The organism is Campylobacter concisus, from assembly GCF_002913045.1.
Lineage (GTDB): Bacteria > Campylobacterota > Campylobacteria > Campylobacterales > Campylobacteraceae > Campylobacter_A > Campylobacter_A concisus_AP.
This window is the reverse complement of sequence record NZ_PPAF01000035.1, coordinates 605,490-622,996: the sequence shown is the minus strand read 5'-3', so window position 1 is coordinate 622,996 and position 17,507 is coordinate 605,490. Positions and strand designations below refer to the sequence as shown.

Here is a 17,507-nt window from a genome sequence, read left to right as displayed (position 1 = left end):
AATTTTCTATGATAATGCCCTTTCAAAACTTTTTATCAAAAGAAGATTTAGATGAAAATTACAAAAGTTAGCTTAGCTGCTTTGGTTGTTTTAGGTGCATTTTCAAGCGTTGCAAGTGCAACTCCACTTGAAGAAGCTATAAAAAATGTAGATCTTTCAGGATTTGCAAGATATCGTTATACAAATGATAGTACTAAGAAAACTACAGCTGATACTGTAAAAGGTAATACTGCAGGCCATGCTTTTAGAATGCAAACATCATTTAAAGCCGCTATTGATGATAATTTCTTTGGTGTATTGACACTAAGATATGCTGCTACTGATGATTCAGGCGATAAAGTAGCAACTGGTACAGATAAAACAAATACAACAAATTCTTTTGGTGTATATGAGATGTATCTAGGATACAAAGTATCTGACACTACTATTACAGCAGGCAAACAACTTATCAAAACTTTCTATGATGATGGCGAGCTAGCCGGTACTGGTCTAAAAGTAGTAAGTACTGATATACCAGGCCTTACTTTGACTGCTGCTGCTTATGATGCTTTAGCAAGTGACCAAGATAATGATGGTCCTTTGGTTGGCAGAATAGTAGAAGGCAAAGACGGTAGTAAATTTAATGATGCTCCAGGTAACCTTTACTATTTAGGTGCAGCTGGTAGCTATGATCCAGTATCATTTAAGGCTGCAATTGCTAACCTTCAAGAGATAGCAACACTCTATGGTGCTGAAGCTGGTGTTAGCTTTAATGTAACTGATGATGTAAACCTAAACCTAAAAGGTCAATTTGTCCATAACGACTCAGATCACAAAGATGTAGCCGATGCAAATTTCTGGGCTATCCAAGCTGGCACAAAACTATTTGGTACTAAACTTAACGCTGGCTACTTAGACTTTGATGCTAAAAACAAAGATAATAATAAATGGTCATTTGTTTCAATTGAATCAAATGGTCAACTAATCAACCCAACTAAGATCTTAAATGGTGCAATGAGTGGTAGCAGACAATATTACAATAACATCAAAGGCAACAACGACTACTGGTTTGTTAATGCTGGATATGACATAGATAAATTTGGCTTTGGTGCTGGATATACTCAAGGTAAAGGCTATAGCTGGGATCTTGGCAAAGAGAGAGCAAAAAGAAGCGAATGGTCTCTTGATGCTAGTTACAAATACAGCAAGAAACTTACATTCCTTTCTTGGTATGCAGCTGCTAAAGATAGAAAAGACGGTGTAAAATTCCAACAAGATCGTATTAGATTTGAAGCAAAATATAGCTTCTAAAACATTATATCCGAGCGAGTTTTCGCTCGGATCTTTTCAAACATTTAAAATAGATCCCATATAAAATTTCTCTACCCTTTTTGATTGACTTTTAGCTTTATAAAAAATATAAATTTTTAATAGTGATTAAGTGTATTCTAGAACCTTGAAATTTGAAATTAATACCACCAAAATTTTTAGCTATTTTTTACTATACCTATCCAATAATCAATATCGTTTTGCTCGACCTCTAGTGTACTACTTTCTCCGTGTCCTGGATAAAGTGTGAAGTTGCCTTTTAAATTTTTACACTTTTCTAGGCTTTTTAACATTTCATTTTTGTCTGAAAAAGGAAAATCCCAGCGTCCTATGCTTCCTCTAAATAAAAAATCCCCACTAAACATCGCGTCATCTATCTCTATCATCGAGCAGCCTGGTGTATGTCCTGGAAAATGATGAAATTTAATACAAAAATCATCAACGTTAAAATTTTCATCATTATCAACCAAAACATCTGGAGTAAAAGTACTTTTCATATAACCAAAAATATCACTCTCACACATGAAAGCATCAAATTTGTTAATATAAACTGGAACTTCTAGCTCATCTTTTAATTCACCAGCATCAAAAATATGATCAAAATGCCCGTGAGTGCAAAGGATAGCTTTTAAATTTTTAGCATTTTGTAAAACCCATTCTTTTGCCCCGTCTCCTGGATCTATCACTATAGATGAGCTATTTTTTGTAATGATGTAACAATTAGTGCCAAAATCTCCAAAACTTTTGTGCATTACTCTCATTTTTTACCTTAAATTTATTATTTCTTAAAATTTTACATCTTTTTACTTAAACTTAAAGAAAAATTTTAAATTTACTTAGTATAATTTTTGCAAAAGGAAGCAAATCTAGGCAAAGGAAGAATGAAGGAGTATCAAAAGATCGAAGAAACTTTAGTTTTTAGCTTAAAAGATAAAACTAAAGATAAAAATTTGTTGTTGGGTGTTAGTGGAGGTATTGATTCTGCTGTGGTAGCGACTTTGTGTGCAAGAGCAAAACCAAATGAAACTCATGCACTCATCATGCCAACAGCATCATCAAACAGACAAAATATGGACGATGCCTTAAATTTATGCGAAAAACTAAATATAAAATATAAGGTTTTATCCATAGAGGGTATTTTAAATGCCTTTTACGAAACGATAGATGTAAATTTAAGCAATTTAAGAAAAGGGAATTTAGCAGCTAGAGTTAGAATGAGCTTGCTTTATGATTATTCATCTAGTATAAACGCTCTAGTTATCGGAACAAGCAACAAAAGTGAGCTTATGCTTGGATATGGTACGATATTTGGGGATTTAGCATGTGCAATAAATCCTATCGGAGAGCTTTACAAAAGTGAAATTTTTGAATTTGCAAAACATCTTGGGGTTGATAAAAATTTTATCAACAAAGCACCTTCGGCTGATTTGTGGGATGGTCAAAGTGACGAAGGTGACATAGGTTACAGTTATGCTGTTATTGATGAGATTTTAGAAAATTTAGAAAATAACAAGGAGCAAGTCATCAAAAAGTTTGGATTAAAAGCAGTATCGGATATAGAAAATAGAGTTGTTTCAAACAGGTTTAAACGACAAATGCCGTTGATAGTGAAAATTTAAAGGATTAAAGATGAGAGAGATTCCGTTTTATAGACCAACTATCACTGAGCGTGAAAGTGAGCTTATTGAAGAGGCTTTGCACTCTGAAAATACTACTAATATCGTTGCTAGATTTGAAGAGAAGTTAAAAGAGTATTTTGGTGCAAAATTTGTAGTTACCACAAATAATATCGCAGCCGCACATCACTTGGCACTAAGCGCGCTTGACACTAAACGCGGAGATAAGGTTATTTGCTCCATAAATGCTTTTCCTAGCATTGCACAAGCTGTTAGACATTTTGATGCTGAACCTATTTTTGTGGATGTTGATGAAGAAGATTTTAACATCTGCCCGGACGCTCTTGAGAAAGTGCTAAAAGAGCAAAATCACAAAAAATTAAAATGTGCTTTTATCTCTCATATCGCAGGTCAAAGTGCTAGGATGGATGAGATAACGGCGGTTTGTGAGAAATACGGTGTAAAAATTTTAGATGATGCAAATCGTGGTATGGGACTAACATACAATGGTAAAAAAGTTGGTTCAGACTCCTTTTTGTCATGCTTTCAGACACATTCGCGTGTACAAAATCCTATATCAACGGTTGGATTTTTTACGACAAATGATGAGGAAATTTATAAAAGAGCAAAACTACTTCGCAACTATGCTCTTGTAAATGGCATTGATAAATTTGGTAGCTTGAGTTATATTTATGATGTCGTTGATATTGGCTTAAAGTATGATATAAACTCGATAAATGCAGCATTTTCTATTGCGCAGCTAGAAAGAACAGATAAGCTCATACAAAGAAGACAAGAGATCGCAAAAATTTATGATAAAGAGCTTGGTGAGTGCCACAATATAACAATCCCTGTTAAGAAACGCGAGCACATTTATACTCAGTATATTATTAAGATAAATAAAAATCGTGACGGCTTTGCTAGAGAGCTTTTGGAGCACGGAATTCACACATCATTGCACTACATACCGATACATTTACTAAGTTATTATAAAAACAAATACTCGCTTAAAGTAAATGATTTTCCAAATGCTTTAAAAAATTATCAGCAAGTGTTGTCATTGCCTATTTATCATAGTCTGAGCGATGAAGAAGTGCAATACATCTGCAACAAAGTAAAAGAAATTTCTAAAACTCGTGTTTAAGAAATTAAATATTTTCTTGCATACTTGGGCGAATGAATATTTTTTTCGCCCAAATTTCTTTCAAATTTTACTAGCATTTTTACTTTTGCCATTAAGTTTTATCTATTTTCTTATTGTTGTTCTTAAGAAATTTACTGCTAGAAAAATAGACTTTGGCATAAAGGTAATAAGCGTTGGAAATTTAACTCTAGGAGGAAGCGGGAAGACTCCACTTTGCGTGGCAATTGCTAAAAATTACGAGGGCGCTTTTATCATTCTTAGAGGCTATAAAAGAAAAAGCAAAGGCATGCAAGTTGTCGCTCGAAATGGCGAAATTTTACTTGACGTAACAGCAAGTGGCGATGAGGCGATGATATATGCCACAAGTCTTAAAAACGCAAATGTGATAGTAAGCGAAGATAGGAAAGTAGCTATAAAATATGCCAAAGAGCAAGGTGCAAAGTATATCTTACTGGATGACGGATTTTCTAAATTCGACATAGTCAAATTTGACATTCTAGTACGCCCAAACCCAGAGCCAAGACTAAAATTTTGCTTACCAAGCGGGGCTTATAGATATCCATTTAGCTTTTATAAATTTGCTGATTTTGTGGCGATCGAAGGGCAAACTCATTTCAGAAAGAGTGAAATTTTAAATAAAAGTGAAAAAATGGTTCTAGTTACCGCCATAGCAAACCCAGCCCGCCTTGAAGCGTTTTTTAGCGAGTGTGTGGGACAGGTCTTTTTCCCTGACCATTATGATTTTTCAAAAGATGAGTTAGAAGAGATTTTAAAAAGATATGATGCAGCCTCGCTTTTGATGACGCAAAAGGACTATGTAAAGGCAAAGGACTTTGGGCTGAGAGTATCGCTTATAACGCTTGAAGTTACGCTAAGTGAAGAGTTTAAAAAGGTTTTAGAGCGACAAATTTAAGCCCAGTTTGTTATAATGAGCCACTTTCTTAAAGGAAAATTTAGATCAAAATGAGAATTTTAATCACCTCGGTCGCAAAGAAAAAAGAGGCAAAAAAACTAAGTAAAAAGCTCGTAAAAAAAAACCTTGCAGCTTGTGTGAGTAGCTTTAGCACAAAAAGCATTTATCTTTGGCAAAAGGAGCTTTTTGGTGAAAAAGAGCAAATTTTACTCATAAAAACGGACGCGAAATTTAAAAAAGTAGCTAAATTTATAAGAAAGCACCACAGCTACGAAACCCCAGAAATCTTGGCACTTAAGCCAAAAGAGGTATTTAAAAAGTATGAAACTTGGATAAAAAAATCAACCAAAAAAGGCAAAAAATGAGACTAACACCGACAAGAAGTGTAAAAGATGAAAAGATAAAAAATGTAAATTTAAGCACAGCTATGCTTAGCCCAAGCTCTGCTCACGGCGGACTTTACGCGCCAAAAAAGCTTCCAAAAATAACAAAATCAAAGTGGCAAGAGCTCTCACAATTAAGCTACGAGAAACTCGCACTTTATATCATATCACTATTTAAATTTGATGTGCCAGAGGCGTTTTTCAAAAAGGCGGTTAAGAGATACGCGAGTTTTGACGATCCAAAGCATCCAGTCATTTTTAAAAAAATAGATAAAAATTTATACGTAAATGAGCTCTATCACGGCCCAACTAGGGCATTTAAGGATATGGCGCTTCAGCCCTTTGGCTCGCTGCTTAGCCAGCTAGCAAAAGAGAGAGGCGAAAGATATCTTATTATGTGCGCAACTAGCGGTGACACGGGCCCTGCGACACTTCAAACCTTTGCAAACGATGAAAATATCAAGGTCGTCTGCCTCTATCCAGATGGCGGCACGAGCGAGGTTCAAAAGCTGCAAATGCAGACCATGCAGGGTGAAAATTTAAAGGTTTTTGGCATAAAAGGTGACTTTGACGACGCTCAAAGAGCGCTAAAAACGCTGCTTGCAAATGATAAATTTAAGGCCGAGCTTAAGAAAAAGCGCCTTAAACTAAGCGCGGCAAACTCGGTAAATTTTGGCAGAATTCTCTTTCAGATCATCTACCACGCCTACGCTTACGCAAATTTGTTAAAACAAAAGGCGCTTAAGGCAAACGAGAGCTTTGACATTATCGTGCCAAGCGGAAATTTTGGCAACGCTCTTGGGGCGTATTACGCTAAAAAAATGGGCGCAAAGATCGGCAAGATCAAGATCGCCTCAAATGCAAACAACATCTTGACGCAGTTTTTCACCACCGGCGTTTATGACTTAAGAGATAAAAAGCTGGTTAAGACGATAAGCCCAGCAATGGATATATTGATCAGCTCAAACGTCGAGCGCTTGCTGTTTGATAAATTTGGTAGCGTTAGAACCAATGAACTCATGCAAAGCCTAGCTAAAAATAAATTTTATAACCTTAGTAAGCAAGAGCTTGAAGCGCTAAAAGAGGACTTTGAGGCTAGCTGGTGCGAAGATAAAGAGTGCGAGGCATACATTGCAAAGCTCGCAAAGGACGGCTACGCGATCGATCCGCATACAGCTACTTGCTTTAAGATGGTGGATGCTAGCTGCATAAACGTCATAACATCGACTGCACATTGGGTGAAATTTACGCCAAGCATGATCAAAGCGTGCCAGATCAAAGATACAAAAGATGAAAAAGATGCGCTGGCAAAGACCGCTAAAATCTTAAATGACAGCGTACCAAGTTCAATAAATTCGCTATTTAGCGCGAAAATTTTACACAAAAATATCATAAAAGAGGACGAGATCGAAAAGTGCGTCCTAGAATGGATCGAGCGATGATAATTATACCAGCCCGCCTTGCCTCAACAAGGTTTAGTAACAAAATTTTAAAAGAGATAAATGGCGTGCCAATGTTTGTGGCAACGGCTCTTAGAGTAAGTGGTGTGGATAATGTGGTGGTTGCGGTGGATGAGCAAAGTGTGCTGGATATCGCCAAAGCTCACGGTATAAAAGCGGTGCTAACTAGCAAAGATCATCAAAGTGGCACTGACAGGATAAACGAAGCAACGCAAATTCTGGGGCTAAATGAGAGCGAGATCATCATAAATGTTCAGGCTGATGAGCCATTTATCGAGCCTGAAAATATCGCTAAATTTAGGGCATTTTGCGAGCAAAACAAAGAAAAAGCCTTTATGTTTTCTTGCTATAAAAAGATGGACGATGAGTTTGCAGATGATAAAAATTTAGTCAAAGTAGTGACTGATTTTGAAGGCTATGCACTTTACTTTTCAAGATCTAGGATACCATTTAACAGAAGCGAGTGTAAAAGTTATAAGGCTCACCTTGGCATTTACGGATACAGCGTAAAGAGCCTAAAAGAGTTTTGCGTTCTTGCTGCTTCAAGCCTTGAAAATACCGAAAAGCTCGAGCAGCTTCGTGCTTTAGAAAATGGTAAAAAGATAGCGATGCTAGAAGTTGAGAGCCAAAGTATCGGCATCGATAGTGAAGAGGACTACCAAAGAGCGCTAGCTAAATTTGGCAAGAAATAAGTCGGCAAATTCTCTTTAAATAGAGTCAATATTTAAGGAGAATTTATCTAAATTATTAATCTTTAAATGCAGCAAAAAATATTTTTCTACTCAAATAATATAAAACTAATTTTTCTTGATTTTTATTTTTTTAATTCTGTCTTTAACTACGTAAAATTTTAAAATTGCACTCGAGTAGAAGTCTTTATAGAAACCTAAAAATTTAGGCTCTTTCTTAGTGCAGATAGCTGCGAACACGCTCTCAAGGTCGATTCTCTCTTTTTGTGTCAAATTTTCCATCTATTTTCCTAACAACTTTCTCATCTTATTGATAACAAATAATATTTCATCGTCGTCAAGCTCACAAAGCAATTTACAAACCGCAGCAGCAGCTTGCGGCTTTGAGTTGCCAAGCCTCCAATCTTGATATGTTCTCATTGGTACACCAAGCTCTTCTGCCATTTTTGCTTGTGAAATTTTCTTACCGATATTTTTTGCCTCAACTGCATTATGAAGCAAATTAAATATATCACTTGTTTCAATCATTAAAGTATTATACGGATTATTTTATTAAATATACATAAAATAATATATAAATAATAGTAATACGTATAAATAAATTAAAATATATTATATATTATACTATAAAACATTATATTAATACGTAAAAACGTATAAAAATATTAGAACATAGAGGTAATATAAAAATTTTTAAGTTTGTTTAATTGTTTTTTTGTAATTTTATTTTCGGAAAGGCTTATGCAATTAATATTAAAAAAGCTTAGTTATATAGACTAAATATATATAAATAAATTATTTTAACTTAAATACTTGACATTGATAAACTAAAGTTGTATAATCCACTTAGCAATTAAAAAGAAAGAGTGCTAAAAGTGAGTAAAACAAATAAACGTGATTTGATACTAAATTCTATCATCGAGGCTTATTTACAAGATAATATGCCTATTGGTTCAAACGAGCTTGGCTCTCGTATGAGCGCGGCTATTCCGGCTTCTACGATACGCGTTTATTTCAAAAAGCTTTCAGATGAGGGCGAGATTACAAAGCTCCACATTAGTGGCGGTCGGATACCGACAATTGCTGCGATGAGAAGATATTGGAGTGAAATTTTTGCTATAAGCGATATAAATTTAGAGATAAATGATGCCGAAGAACTGAAAAAGTTATGCGATGAATTTGAGCTTTATTGTATGATTTTTGGCACAATTGATAATGAATTGCTAGAAATTTTAAATTTAAATGATAGATATATGATCTTAAATTTTGGTGAAGATGAGATCGTTATTAAATTTGATGCCAGGATGTATAAATTTTTAAGTAATCTTGTAGGAGTTGGTTTAAACAAGCTTGAGCTTATCTGCTCTCAAGTTGGTTTAAGTGAACTGAAAAGCAAAATAAGAGAGCTTAAAAGGACTAAAATTTACTTCCAAGAAAATGAAATTTTAGCCTTTGATATGTTTAAGGATAGACGTTTTAAGATGGTTTTTGACCCAAGTTTTAGTCTGCAAATGGATGAAAAACTTACATTTTCTCCTATGTTTGATGAAAATTTTATGGGGCTCAAATTTAGCGCAAACTATCTTGGTAACGAAGCACAGATGATCTGTGCTGGCAGTATTTATACTGACTATGTAAAATTTATAAATCTAATAAAGGAGGCTGCGTGAGCGAAGAGGTAAAAGAGCAAAACCTACCTGAGGTTGAGCCTGTGCAAGAACTAGCTAGTGATAGCGTAAATTTGGACGCACTTGGCGATATTTCTAAGGTTGAAAAACTTGAAAAAGAGCTCGGAGAAATAACTGATAAATATTATAGAGCAAATGCTGAGTTTGAAAATATCAAAAAGCGTTATGAAAAAGAGAAAACGGACGTTGCAAACTATGCAAATGAGAAATTTGCTAGGGACTTGCTGCCAGTCATCGATGCTCTTGAGATCGCTGCAAATTTTGATCCAGAAGATGATGAATTTGCTAAAAAGATCAAAGAGGGCATTTTGATAACTATAAATCAGTTTAAAAAATGCTTTGTAAAGCATGGCGTAAGCGAGATACCAACTGATACTGAGTTTGATCCAAGCGTGCATAATGCTGTTTTAAGGGTCGATAGCGAGGAGAAGCAGAGTGGTCAAATCGTACAAGCTTTGCAAAAAGGCTATATGATAAATGGTAGGGTTTTACGCCCAGCTATGGTCAGTGTAGCAAACTAAATTTAAAAAATAAATCTAATAAAAAGGAAAAATATGTCAAAAGTTATAGGTATAGACTTAGGTACAACAAACTCTTGTGTGAGCGTTTTTGAGCGCGGCGAGAGCAAGGTTATCCCAAACAAAGAGGGTAAAAACACGACTCCATCAGTTGTTGCTTTCACAGACAAGGGTGAAATTTTAGTAGGTGACGTTGCAAAACGTCAAGCAGTTACAAACCCTGAAAAAACGATATATTCTATCAAACGTATCATGGGTTTGATGAGCAATGAAAAAAATGCTGAAGAGGCAAAAAGCCGCTTGCCATATCACGTTGTAGACAGAAATGGTGCTTGCGCAGTTGAGATCGCTGGCAAGGTTTACACTCCACAAGAAATTTCAGCAAAAATTCTTATCAAACTAAAAGAAGACGCTGAAGCATATCTTGGAGAGAAGGTAACAGATGCGGTTATTACTGTGCCAGCTTACTTTAACGATAGTCAAAGAAAGGCCACAAAAGAGGCTGGAACGATCGCAGGACTAAACGTACTTCGTATCATCAACGAGCCAACAGCTGCAGCACTTGCTTATGGTCTTGATAAAAAAGAGGCTGAGAAAATTTTAGTTTACGACCTAGGTGGTGGTACATTCGACGTTACAGTACTAGAGACTGGTGATAATATCGTTGAAGTTTTGGCAACTGGCGGTAACGCATTCTTGGGCGGTGATGACTTTGATAACAAGATAATTGACTGGCTAGTAAGCGAGTTTAAAAATGAAAATGGCATCGATCTAAAAGGCGATATCATGGCACTTCAACGCTTAAAAGAAGCTGCTGAAAATGCTAAAAAAGAGCTAAGCTCAGCTCAAGAGACTGAGATAAATTTACCATTTATCACAGCTGATGCAACTGGTCCAAAACACCTTGTTAAAAAGCTAACTCGTGCTAAATTTGAGGGCATGATCGACTCACTTGTGGGCGAGACTATCACTAAGATAAACGAGGTAACAAAAGACGCTGGTTTAAATAAAAGCGACATCAAAGAGGTCGTAATGGTCGGTGGTTCAACTCGTGTGCCACTAGTTCAAGAAGAGGTTAAAAAGGCATTTGGTAAAGAGCTAAATAAGAGTGTAAACCCAGATGAAGTCGTGGCTATCGGTGCTGCGATCCAAGGTGCGGTTATAAAAGGCGACGTTAAAGACGTGCTACTTCTTGACGTTACTCCACTTAGCCTTGGTATCGAAACACTTGGCGGCGTGATGACAAAGATCATCGAAAAAGGCACAACCATACCAACTAAGAAAAGCCAAGTCTTCTCAACTGCTGAAGATAACCAAAGTGCCGTTACTATCATGGTTTTACAAGGCGAGCGTGAGTTTGCAAGGGATAATAAATCACTTGGAAATTTCAATCTTGAAGGTATCCCAGCAGCTCCAAGAGGTGTTCCTCAAATAGAAGTTGAGTTTGACATTGACGCAAACGGAATTTTAACTGTTTCAGCAAAAGATAAAGCAACTGGCAAAGCTCAAAATATCACCATCTCTGGATCAAGCGGCTTAAGCGAAGAAGAGATAAACAACATGGTAAAAGATGCTGAGCTTCATAAAGAAGAGGACAAAAAACGTAAAGACGCAGTTGAAGCTAGAAACCAAGCTGATGCACTAGTTCATCAAACTGAAAAGAGCATGAGTGAGCTTGGCGAGAAAGTTCCAGCTGAGGATAGAAACAACATCGAAGCTGCGTTAAATGATCTAAAAGAGGTCTTAAAAGATGAAAATTCTTCAAAAGAGCAAATCGATGCAAAAGTAGAAGCTCTAAGCAAGGCCAGCCACAAACTAGCAGAAGCTATGTATAAAAAAGATGAAAACGCTGGAGCAAACGGCGGAAATAATAAAAAAGACGACAACGTTATAGACGCTGAAGTCGAGTAAAACTCCTAGAGCAGGGCGCTTGCCTTGCTCTTTTATAAAATTATCTTCATAAATTCTTAAAATTGATTCAAAATAAGCAGTTTAAATAGTTAAAATTTATATAATGCCAAACAAAAAGGCGAAAAATGTATTTATTTTTTTTGATTACTCATTTAATTTGTGCCATTGTATTTATAGGATATGTATTTTTCGATGTTTGCATATATCCGTTTGCTAAAAAAACGGTTGATGTCAAAACCCTTGAAATAGTTAAAAAAGCCTATACAAAAGGTAGTGCAAAGGTTTTTGGTACGGCATTTTTATTGCTTTTAATAAGTGGCGCTTATATGGCAAAAGACTATTTTGGAGGCGAGCTTGGCTGGTGGCAAAGCAACTTTCAAAAGCTACTGCTTGTAAAAATTTTTGTTTTACTTATAATGTGCCTTGTAACTTTTATATCTGTTTTTAATGTCGTTATTTTAAAAAAGCCTGATCCATTTGGTAAATTTTCACATTTAATAGCTCTAGTGCTTTGCCTGATAATGGTCATTTTGGCAAAAGTAATGTGGTGGGCTTAAAAATTTAGCTAACAAATCTAAGCAAATCGCCAGCTAGAAGTTAAAAATTCTTTAATCGATACTCTTTAACTTATCTTTATTTAGCCCTTCTTCTATGCGTTTTATCTCTTCACTTCCGTCTCTTACGACGTTTTTGTCAAATTCCAAGTAGTCATTTATCTTTTTTGGATATTCAACGTGACTTAGGATAAATTTAAAGACATTTAGCCTAGCTTCTTTTTTGTTATCGCTTGAGACAATGACCCATGGCGAAATGCTATTGTGAGAGGCAAGAAGCATTGAGTATTTGGCGATAGAGTATTGATCCCAAAGCTCTTGTGCTTTTTGATCAACGGGTGAAATTTTAAATTGCTTTAACGGATCATTTTGCCTCTCTTTGAAGCGTTTTTTCTGCTCATCTTTTGTGATTGAAAGATAAATTTTAAAGAAAATTATGCCAGAGTTTATGATCATCTCTTCAAATTTTGGCACTTCACGTAAAAATTCCTTATGCTCTTCTTGCGTGCAAAAGCCCATCACTGGCTCAACACCAGCTCTATTGTACCAACTTCTATCAAAGATCACGATCTCTCCAGCACTTGGCAGATGAGTCACATATCTTTGAAAATACCACTGCGTTTTTTCGACATCACTTGGCTTAGCAAGCGCTACTATACGGCAACCTCTTGGATTTAGATGCTCAGTTAGGCGTTTTATCGTTCCTCCTTTACCGGCTGCGTCGCGCCCTTCCATTAACATAAGTACTCTAAGGCCTTTTTCTTTTACGTAATTTTGAAATTTTAAAAGTTCAATTTGAAGTAGTCTAAGCTCTTCCTCATAGCCAAGTTTCTCACTTTTTTGGTGTTTTTTGTCTTTTGACATCTTTGCTCCTTTAAAATTTCACATACTTTCACGATTTTACAATAAAATAGAATAAATTTAAGAATTTAGACTAAAATCATCTTTTTTAATTTAGTAAGGATTAGTATGTTTTTAAAATTTCTTTTTTCGATTATTTTATTTGCAGGCTCGCTTTTTGCCGAGGTTTTAGATGTTAGCAAAGCCTTTGTTTTAACCCCAAGCGTTGATAGTCAAAATGTTGAAGTGAAGTTTAACTTTGGTGAAAATATCTATCTTTATAAAGAGAGTTTTGAGATTAAGCTAGCTGGCAAAAAGATAAATGAGCTATTAAATTTGCCAAGTAGTGAAAATACGGGAGAATATGAAATTTATCCAAAAGATTTTTCGATTTTTATCCCATTAAATTTAGTAAAAGAAAATCTTTCAAATGGCAAAGCAATACTTGACATTAACTATCAAGGCTGTGCTAAAAACGGCATTTGCTATCGTCCGCAAAGTAAAATTTATGAGATAACTGACCAAGCTGGAAAATTTAGCATCGCCACTTTTAAAAAAGAGCAAAAAAACGATACCGACATTCTTGCTGAAGAATTTTCTAGCGAGCAAGATATTGCAAATGGGCTTGGAGATAAAAATTTTTTTATCTCACTTCTTACTTTTTTTGGTTATGGTCTCTTGCTTTCACTAACACCTTGCGTCTTCCCGATGATACCGATACTTTCAAGCATAATCGTCTCAAAAGGTGCTAATTTAAATGCAAAAAAAGGCTTTTTACTATCATTTATCTATGTTGTCGCGATGAGCCTAGCTTACGCACTAGCTGGAGTGGCAGCTAGCCTACTTGGCTTTGGTATCGCAGGAGCTTTGCAAAATATCTATGTACTTGGCACTTTTGCGGCCATTTTTGTCATTTTAAGCTTTAGTATGTTTGGATTTTATGATATAAAATTGCCAGCAAAATTTGAAAATTTGATAAGTAAAAAATCGCAAAATAGTTCAGGCTATGTTGGAATTTTTATTATGGGCTTTGCCTCAGCTCTCATCGTATCGCCTTGTGTAGCAGCACCATTAGCTGGCGCACTTCTTTATATTGCCCAAAGTGGAAATATCTTTTATGGTGGCATTATGCTTTTTGTCATGGGGCTTGGCATGGGCGTGCCGCTACTTATTATCGGGCTAAGCTCTGGAAAGCTCTTGCCAAAACCTGGTAGTTGGATGGACGAAGTGAAAAAATTCTTTGGTTTTTTAATGCTCATAATGGCGATTTGGATCCTTTCGCGTGTGCTCGGAGAATTTTTTGAGCTATTAGGATATGGCATTATAGGTGTTTTTATGGCAGTTTATTTTGGGGCATTTGAAGTAGCAGAGCAAAGCTGGACTAAGTTTAAAAAAGCGTTTTTTATCCTAGTTTTTATATATTCAGTTATGCTAATAGTTGGTTCATTTTTAGGCTCAAAGGAGGCTTTTTCTCCGCTTTCTGGACTAAATTTGGTAAAAAGTGATAGTGCGTTAAAATTTAATTCCGTTAAAAATTTAGATGAACTAAATGAGATAATAAAAAACTCAACCAAACCCGTTTTAGTAGATTTTTATGCTGATTGGTGTGTAAGCTGCAAAGAGATAGAAAAGATCACTTTTAAAGATATTGACGTTATGAATGCTTTGGCAAATTTTGCACTTATTCGTATCGATGTAACAAATGGTGGATCACAAAATGATGAGATGCTAAGAAATTTTGGGCTTATTGATCCGCCTGCGCTCTTACTATTTAATGGTGGCAACGAGCTAAAATTTCTTAGAACTATCGGCTTTATAGATGCTAAAAATTTTCTAGCAAAGCTTGAAAAAATTAAATAATCTTGTCCTTGCTGTTACAAAGATCATTTAAAATACACTCATGGCAAAGCGGTTTTTTGGCTTTACAGGTGTAACGTCCAAAGAGCACCATGGCTTGATGAAGCTTGCCAAGATCTGTTTTAAAGGCATGGCTAAGATCAGCTTCAGTGGCTTCTGGCGTTTTTGCATGGCTAAGATCAAGTCTATGCGCTACTCTAAAAACGTGCGTATCAACAGCCATAACATTTGCATTTGTAGCTTCTAAAAGCACGACATGGGCGGTCTTTTGTCCAACTCCAGCAAGCGCTTTTAGCTTCTCTTCATCAAGCGGGATTTCTCCATTATAAAGCTCAACCACGCTGTTTGCCATTTTGATTAAATTTACCGCCTTGTTATTAAAAAAGCTGCACGAGTTTATCATGAGTTTTAGACTTGCTAAATTTGCGCTAGCTAGCTCATAGACGTCTTTATACGCTTCAAATAAGGCTGGAGTTATTAAATTTACTCTTTTATCAGTACACTGGGCTGAGAGCATGACGCAGACAAGTAGCTCATATAAATTTCTAAATTTAAGCTCGCTTTTGGCGTCTTTAAACTCTTCTAGGAGCCTTCTTTTTATCTCTAAAATATTTTTTTTTGTTCTCATTTTCGTATTTTACCTTATTTTCTTAAGTTAAATGAAAAGTTATCGCTTTATTTGATATAATCCTGCCCATAAAATCAATTTTTTTAAAGGATTTATATGAAAAAATTTTTGTTTCCAGCAGTTTTAAGTTTAGCGGCAGCTGTTACTCTAAATGCAGCAGTAGTTGCAACAGTTGATGGTGATGCTATAAGTGATAGCGATATTTCAAGCCTTTTATCAGCAGCTATGCCAGGATTTGACGCTAGCAAGCTTCAACCAAATGAGAAAAAACGTATAATCGACGATCTAATAAATAGAAAACTTCTTTTAAAAGATGCTAAGTCTAGCGGTATCGAAAAAGATGTAGAGTACATCAAAGCTGTAAAAGCAGCGCAAGAAGGCATCGCGGTTGAGCTTTATATGAGAAAGCTTTTTGACGGTATAAAAGTAAGTGATAACGAACTAAAAGATTTTTACAACAAAAACAAAGCTAGCATGAACCAACCAGCTCAAGCAAGAGCGAGACATATCTTAGTTGAAGATGAAAAAACAGCAAATGACATCATCGCTCAACTTAAAAATTTAAAAGGCGAGGCATTAACAAAGAAATTTGCAGAGTTAGCAAGCCAAAAATCAATCGACAAAGGCTCAGCAGCACACGGCGGCGAGCTTGGCTGGTTTGGTCAAAGCCAAATGGTAAAACCTTTTGCAGATGCAGCATTTTCAATGGCAAATGGCACAGTTTCAACAAAACCAGTTAAGACTCAGTTTGGATACCATGTTATCTTAAAAGAAGATGGCAAAGCTGCTGGCACTGTAAGCTTTGAGCAGGCAAAACCAGAGATTGAGCAAGCTGTAAAAATGGAGAAATTCCAAGCTGCTGTTAGACAAAAAAGTGAAGCTCTACGCCAAAAAGCAAAGATAGAATATAAGTAAAATTTGGAGGATAAAATGGGCGTTTTAGATATCGTAAAACCTGGTGTTTTAAGCGGAGATGATGTAACAAAACTTTATGCTTATGCCAAAGAGCAAGGTTTTGCAATACCTGCTGTAAATGTCGTAGGTAGCGACTCAGTAAATGCTGTTTTAGAAGCGGCAAAGGTTGCTAACTCGCCTGTTATCGTTCAGTTTAGTAATGGCGGTGCAGGTTTTTACGCTGGTAAAGCCTGCGAAAATGCAGCCGTTCTTGGTGCGATCGCTGGAGCAAAGCATGTTCATTTACTAGCCAAGGCTTATGGCGTGCCAGTCATTTTGCACACAGACCACGCTGCTAGAAAGCTTTTGCCTTGGATAGATGAGCTAGTAAAAGCAAGTCATGAGTATAAAAAAACTCACGGCGTACCACTCTTTAGCTCTCACATGCTCGACCTTAGTGAAGAGAGTCTTAATGAAAATTTAAGTACATGCGAGAAGTATCTAAAAGAGCTTAGCGAGCTTGGCATCAGCCTTGAGATCGAGCTTGGCGTCACTGGTGGCGAAGAAGATGGCGTAGATAATACAAGCGTTGATAATGCGCTTCTTTACACTCAGCCAGAGGATGTCGCACTTGCCTATGAAAGACTAAGCAAGATAAGCGATAAATTTAGCATTGCAGCTAGTTTTGGTAATGTCCACGGCGTTTATAAACCAGGTAATGTCGTGCTAAGACCAGAAATTCTTAAAAACTCACAAGCCTATGTGGCAAAGAAATTTAATACAAAAAGCGACAAGCCAGTAAATTTTGTATTTCATGGCGGTAGTGGCAGCGAGCTAAAAGATATCAAAAATGCTGTAAGCTACGGTGTTATCAAGATGAACATTGACACCGATACTCAGTGGGCTTTCTGGGACGGCGTGCGTGAGTATGAGGCTAAAAATAGAGCATACTTACAAGGTCAGATCGGCAATCCAGAGGGCGATGATAAGCCAAATAAAAAATACTACGACCCAAGGAAATGGCTAAGAAGTGGCGAGGAGAGCATGGTTAAGCGTCTTCAGACTGCTTTTAGCGACTTAAACTGCCTAAATAGGAACTAATCC

At 36.2% G+C, this 17,507-nt stretch carries 19 protein-coding genes; 14 read left to right on the top strand and 5 right to left on the bottom strand.

The window, feature by feature from the left end:
• Positions 1-51 precede the first annotated feature (51 nt).
• On the top strand, positions 52-1,290 hold the full coding sequence (locus CYP43_RS07055) for a porin (protein WP_103583022.1): 1,239 nt from the start codon (positions 52-54) through the stop codon (positions 1,288-1,290).
• A 176-nt stretch (positions 1,291-1,466) separates the two neighbouring features.
• Here the strand turns inward: CYP43_RS07055 and CYP43_RS07050 are convergent, their stop codons facing one another.
• Positions 1,467-2,069: an MBL fold metallo-hydrolase gene (locus CYP43_RS07050; RefSeq protein ID WP_103583021.1), complete on the bottom strand. Its 603-nt coding sequence runs from the start codon at positions 2,067-2,069 to the stop codon at positions 1,467-1,469.
• A 120-nt stretch (positions 2,070-2,189) separates the two neighbouring features.
• Here CYP43_RS07050 and CYP43_RS07045 point away from each other — a divergent pair, with 120 nt between their 5' ends.
• From CYP43_RS07045 to kdsB, 6 genes are read left to right on the top strand one after another with little or no spacing between them, the layout of a single operon-like run.
• Complete coding sequence (locus CYP43_RS07045) at positions 2,190-2,927, top strand: NAD+ synthase (protein ID WP_103580590.1); 738 nt, start codon at positions 2,190-2,192, stop codon at positions 2,925-2,927.
• Positions 2,928-2,937: 10 nt separating this feature from the next.
• A complete protein-coding gene (locus CYP43_RS07040; RefSeq protein ID WP_103583020.1) occupies positions 2,938-4,068 on the top strand; it encodes a DegT/DnrJ/EryC1/StrS family aminotransferase in 1,131 nt (376 codons plus the stop codon).
• The gene (locus tag CYP43_RS07035) at positions 4,061-4,981 is read left to right on the top strand and encodes a tetraacyldisaccharide 4'-kinase (protein WP_103583019.1); all 921 of its coding nucleotides are present in this window, start codon (positions 4,061-4,063) and stop codon (positions 4,979-4,981) included. Before CYP43_RS07040 ends, CYP43_RS07035 begins: the two co-directional genes overlap by 8 nt.
• Before the next feature lie 50 nt (positions 4,982-5,031).
• Entirely contained in the window at positions 5,032-5,346 is a 315-nt protein-coding gene (gene cutA, locus CYP43_RS09895; RefSeq protein ID WP_103583018.1) for a divalent cation tolerance protein CutA, read from the top strand.
• Positions 5,343-6,806 carry a threonine synthase gene (thrC, locus tag CYP43_RS07025; protein WP_103583017.1) on the top strand — a complete coding sequence of 488 codons (1,464 nt, stop codon included), beginning with the start codon at positions 5,343-5,345 and terminating at the stop codon, positions 6,804-6,806. Before cutA ends, thrC begins: the two co-directional genes overlap by 4 nt.
• Positions 6,803-7,516: a 3-deoxy-manno-octulosonate cytidylyltransferase gene (kdsB, locus tag CYP43_RS07020; RefSeq protein ID WP_103583016.1), complete on the top strand. Its 714-nt coding sequence runs from the start codon at positions 6,803-6,805 to the stop codon at positions 7,514-7,516. Before thrC ends, kdsB begins: the two co-directional genes overlap by 4 nt.
• Before the next feature lie 105 nt (positions 7,517-7,621).
• On the opposite strand, the gene CYP43_RS09525 is transcribed toward kdsB, so the two are convergent.
• Entirely contained in the window at positions 7,622-7,795 is a 174-nt protein-coding gene (locus CYP43_RS09525) for a hypothetical protein (protein ID WP_021091517.1), read from the bottom strand.
• A complete protein-coding gene (locus tag CYP43_RS07015; RefSeq protein WP_072594609.1) occupies positions 7,796-8,041 on the bottom strand; it encodes a DNA-binding protein in 246 nt (81 codons plus the stop codon).
• 347 nt (positions 8,042-8,388) lie between these two features.
• On the opposite strand from CYP43_RS07015, the gene CYP43_RS07010 reads away from it, so the two are divergent.
• The 4 genes from CYP43_RS07010 (at position 8,389) to CYP43_RS06995 (ending at position 12,187) form a co-directional block, all read left to right on the top strand.
• On the top strand, positions 8,389-9,183 hold the full coding sequence (locus CYP43_RS07010) for an HrcA family transcriptional regulator (protein WP_103583049.1): 795 nt from the start codon (positions 8,389-8,391) through the stop codon (positions 9,181-9,183).
• Positions 9,180-9,722: a nucleotide exchange factor GrpE gene (grpE, locus tag CYP43_RS07005; protein WP_103583015.1), complete on the top strand. Its 543-nt coding sequence runs from the start codon at positions 9,180-9,182 to the stop codon at positions 9,720-9,722. The genes CYP43_RS07010 and grpE overlap by 4 nt, the downstream gene beginning before the upstream one ends.
• A 33-nt stretch (positions 9,723-9,755) precedes the next feature.
• On the top strand, positions 9,756-11,630 hold the full coding sequence (gene dnaK / locus CYP43_RS07000) for a molecular chaperone DnaK (RefSeq protein ID WP_103583014.1): 1,875 nt from the start codon (positions 9,756-9,758) through the stop codon (positions 11,628-11,630).
• A gap of 125 nt (positions 11,631-11,755) precedes the next feature.
• Entirely contained in the window at positions 11,756-12,187 is a 432-nt protein-coding gene (locus CYP43_RS06995; RefSeq protein ID WP_103583013.1) for a trehalose-6-phosphate synthase, read from the top strand.
• A 51-nt stretch (positions 12,188-12,238) separates the two neighbouring features.
• Here CYP43_RS06995 and ppk2 read toward each other — a convergent pair whose 3' ends face one another.
• Entirely contained in the window at positions 12,239-13,048 is an 810-nt protein-coding gene (gene ppk2 / locus CYP43_RS06990) for a polyphosphate kinase 2 (protein ID WP_021091543.1), read from the bottom strand.
• A gap of 105 nt (positions 13,049-13,153) precedes the next feature.
• On the opposite strand from ppk2, the gene dsbD reads away from it, so the two are divergent.
• The gene (gene dsbD, locus CYP43_RS06985; RefSeq protein ID WP_103583012.1) at positions 13,154-14,884 is read left to right on the top strand and encodes a protein-disulfide reductase DsbD; all 1,731 of its coding nucleotides are present in this window, start codon (positions 13,154-13,156) and stop codon (positions 14,882-14,884) included.
• Here the strand turns inward: dsbD and nth are convergent.
• Positions 14,877-15,509 (bottom strand): endonuclease III, encoded by a 633-nt coding sequence (gene nth, locus CYP43_RS06980; protein WP_103583011.1) that lies wholly within the window; start codon positions 15,507-15,509, stop codon positions 14,877-14,879. The genes dsbD and nth overlap by 8 nt on opposite strands.
• A gap of 96 nt (positions 15,510-15,605) precedes the next feature.
• On the opposite strand from nth, the gene CYP43_RS06975 reads away from it, so the two are divergent.
• Both CYP43_RS06975 and fbaA read left to right on the top strand, forming a co-directional pair.
• Positions 15,606-16,424 carry a peptidylprolyl isomerase gene (locus tag CYP43_RS06975; protein WP_103583010.1) on the top strand — a complete coding sequence of 273 codons (819 nt, stop codon included), beginning with the start codon at positions 15,606-15,608 and terminating at the stop codon, positions 16,422-16,424.
• Between the two features lie 15 nt (positions 16,425-16,439).
• Positions 16,440-17,504 (top strand): class II fructose-bisphosphate aldolase, encoded by a 1,065-nt coding sequence (gene fbaA, locus CYP43_RS06970; protein WP_103583009.1) that lies wholly within the window; start codon positions 16,440-16,442, stop codon positions 17,502-17,504.
• Positions 17,505-17,507 lie beyond the last annotated feature (3 nt).

Coding starts and splice junctions, on each gene's coding strand:
- CYP43_RS07055 (WP_103583022.1), top strand. CDS start 52: ATGAAAATTACAAAAGTTAGCTTAGCTGCTTTGGTTGTTTTAGGTGCA.
- CYP43_RS07050 (WP_103583021.1), bottom strand. CDS start 2,069: ATGAGAGTAATGCACAAAAGTTTTGGAGATTTTGGCACTAATTGTTAC.
- CYP43_RS07045 (WP_103580590.1), top strand. CDS start 2,190: ATGAAGGAGTATCAAAAGATCGAAGAAACTTTAGTTTTTAGCTTAAAA.
- CYP43_RS07040 (WP_103583020.1), top strand. CDS start 2,938: ATGAGAGAGATTCCGTTTTATAGACCAACTATCACTGAGCGTGAAAGT.
- cutA (WP_103583018.1), top strand. CDS start 5,032: ATGAGAATTTTAATCACCTCGGTCGCAAAGAAAAAAGAGGCAAAAAAA.
- thrC (WP_103583017.1), top strand. CDS start 5,343: ATGAGACTAACACCGACAAGAAGTGTAAAAGATGAAAAGATAAAAAAT.
- kdsB (WP_103583016.1), top strand. CDS start 6,803: ATGATAATTATACCAGCCCGCCTTGCCTCAACAAGGTTTAGTAACAAA.
- CYP43_RS09525 (WP_021091517.1), bottom strand. CDS start 7,795: ATGGAAAATTTGACACAAAAAGAGAGAATCGACCTTGAGAGCGTGTTC.
- CYP43_RS07015 (WP_072594609.1), bottom strand. CDS start 8,041: ATGATTGAAACAAGTGATATATTTAATTTGCTTCATAATGCAGTTGAG.
- dnaK (WP_103583014.1), top strand. CDS start 9,756: ATGTCAAAAGTTATAGGTATAGACTTAGGTACAACAAACTCTTGTGTG.
- CYP43_RS06995 (WP_103583013.1), top strand. CDS start 11,756: ATGTATTTATTTTTTTTGATTACTCATTTAATTTGTGCCATTGTATTT.
- ppk2 (WP_021091543.1), bottom strand. CDS start 13,048: ATGTCAAAAGACAAAAAACACCAAAAAAGTGAGAAACTTGGCTATGAG.
- dsbD (WP_103583012.1), top strand. CDS start 13,154: ATGTTTTTAAAATTTCTTTTTTCGATTATTTTATTTGCAGGCTCGCTT.
- nth (WP_103583011.1), bottom strand. CDS start 15,509: ATGAGAACAAAAAAAAATATTTTAGAGATAAAAAGAAGGCTCCTAGAA.
- CYP43_RS06975 (WP_103583010.1), top strand. CDS start 15,606: ATGAAAAAATTTTTGTTTCCAGCAGTTTTAAGTTTAGCGGCAGCTGTT.
- fbaA (WP_103583009.1), top strand. CDS start 16,440: ATGGGCGTTTTAGATATCGTAAAACCTGGTGTTTTAAGCGGAGATGAT.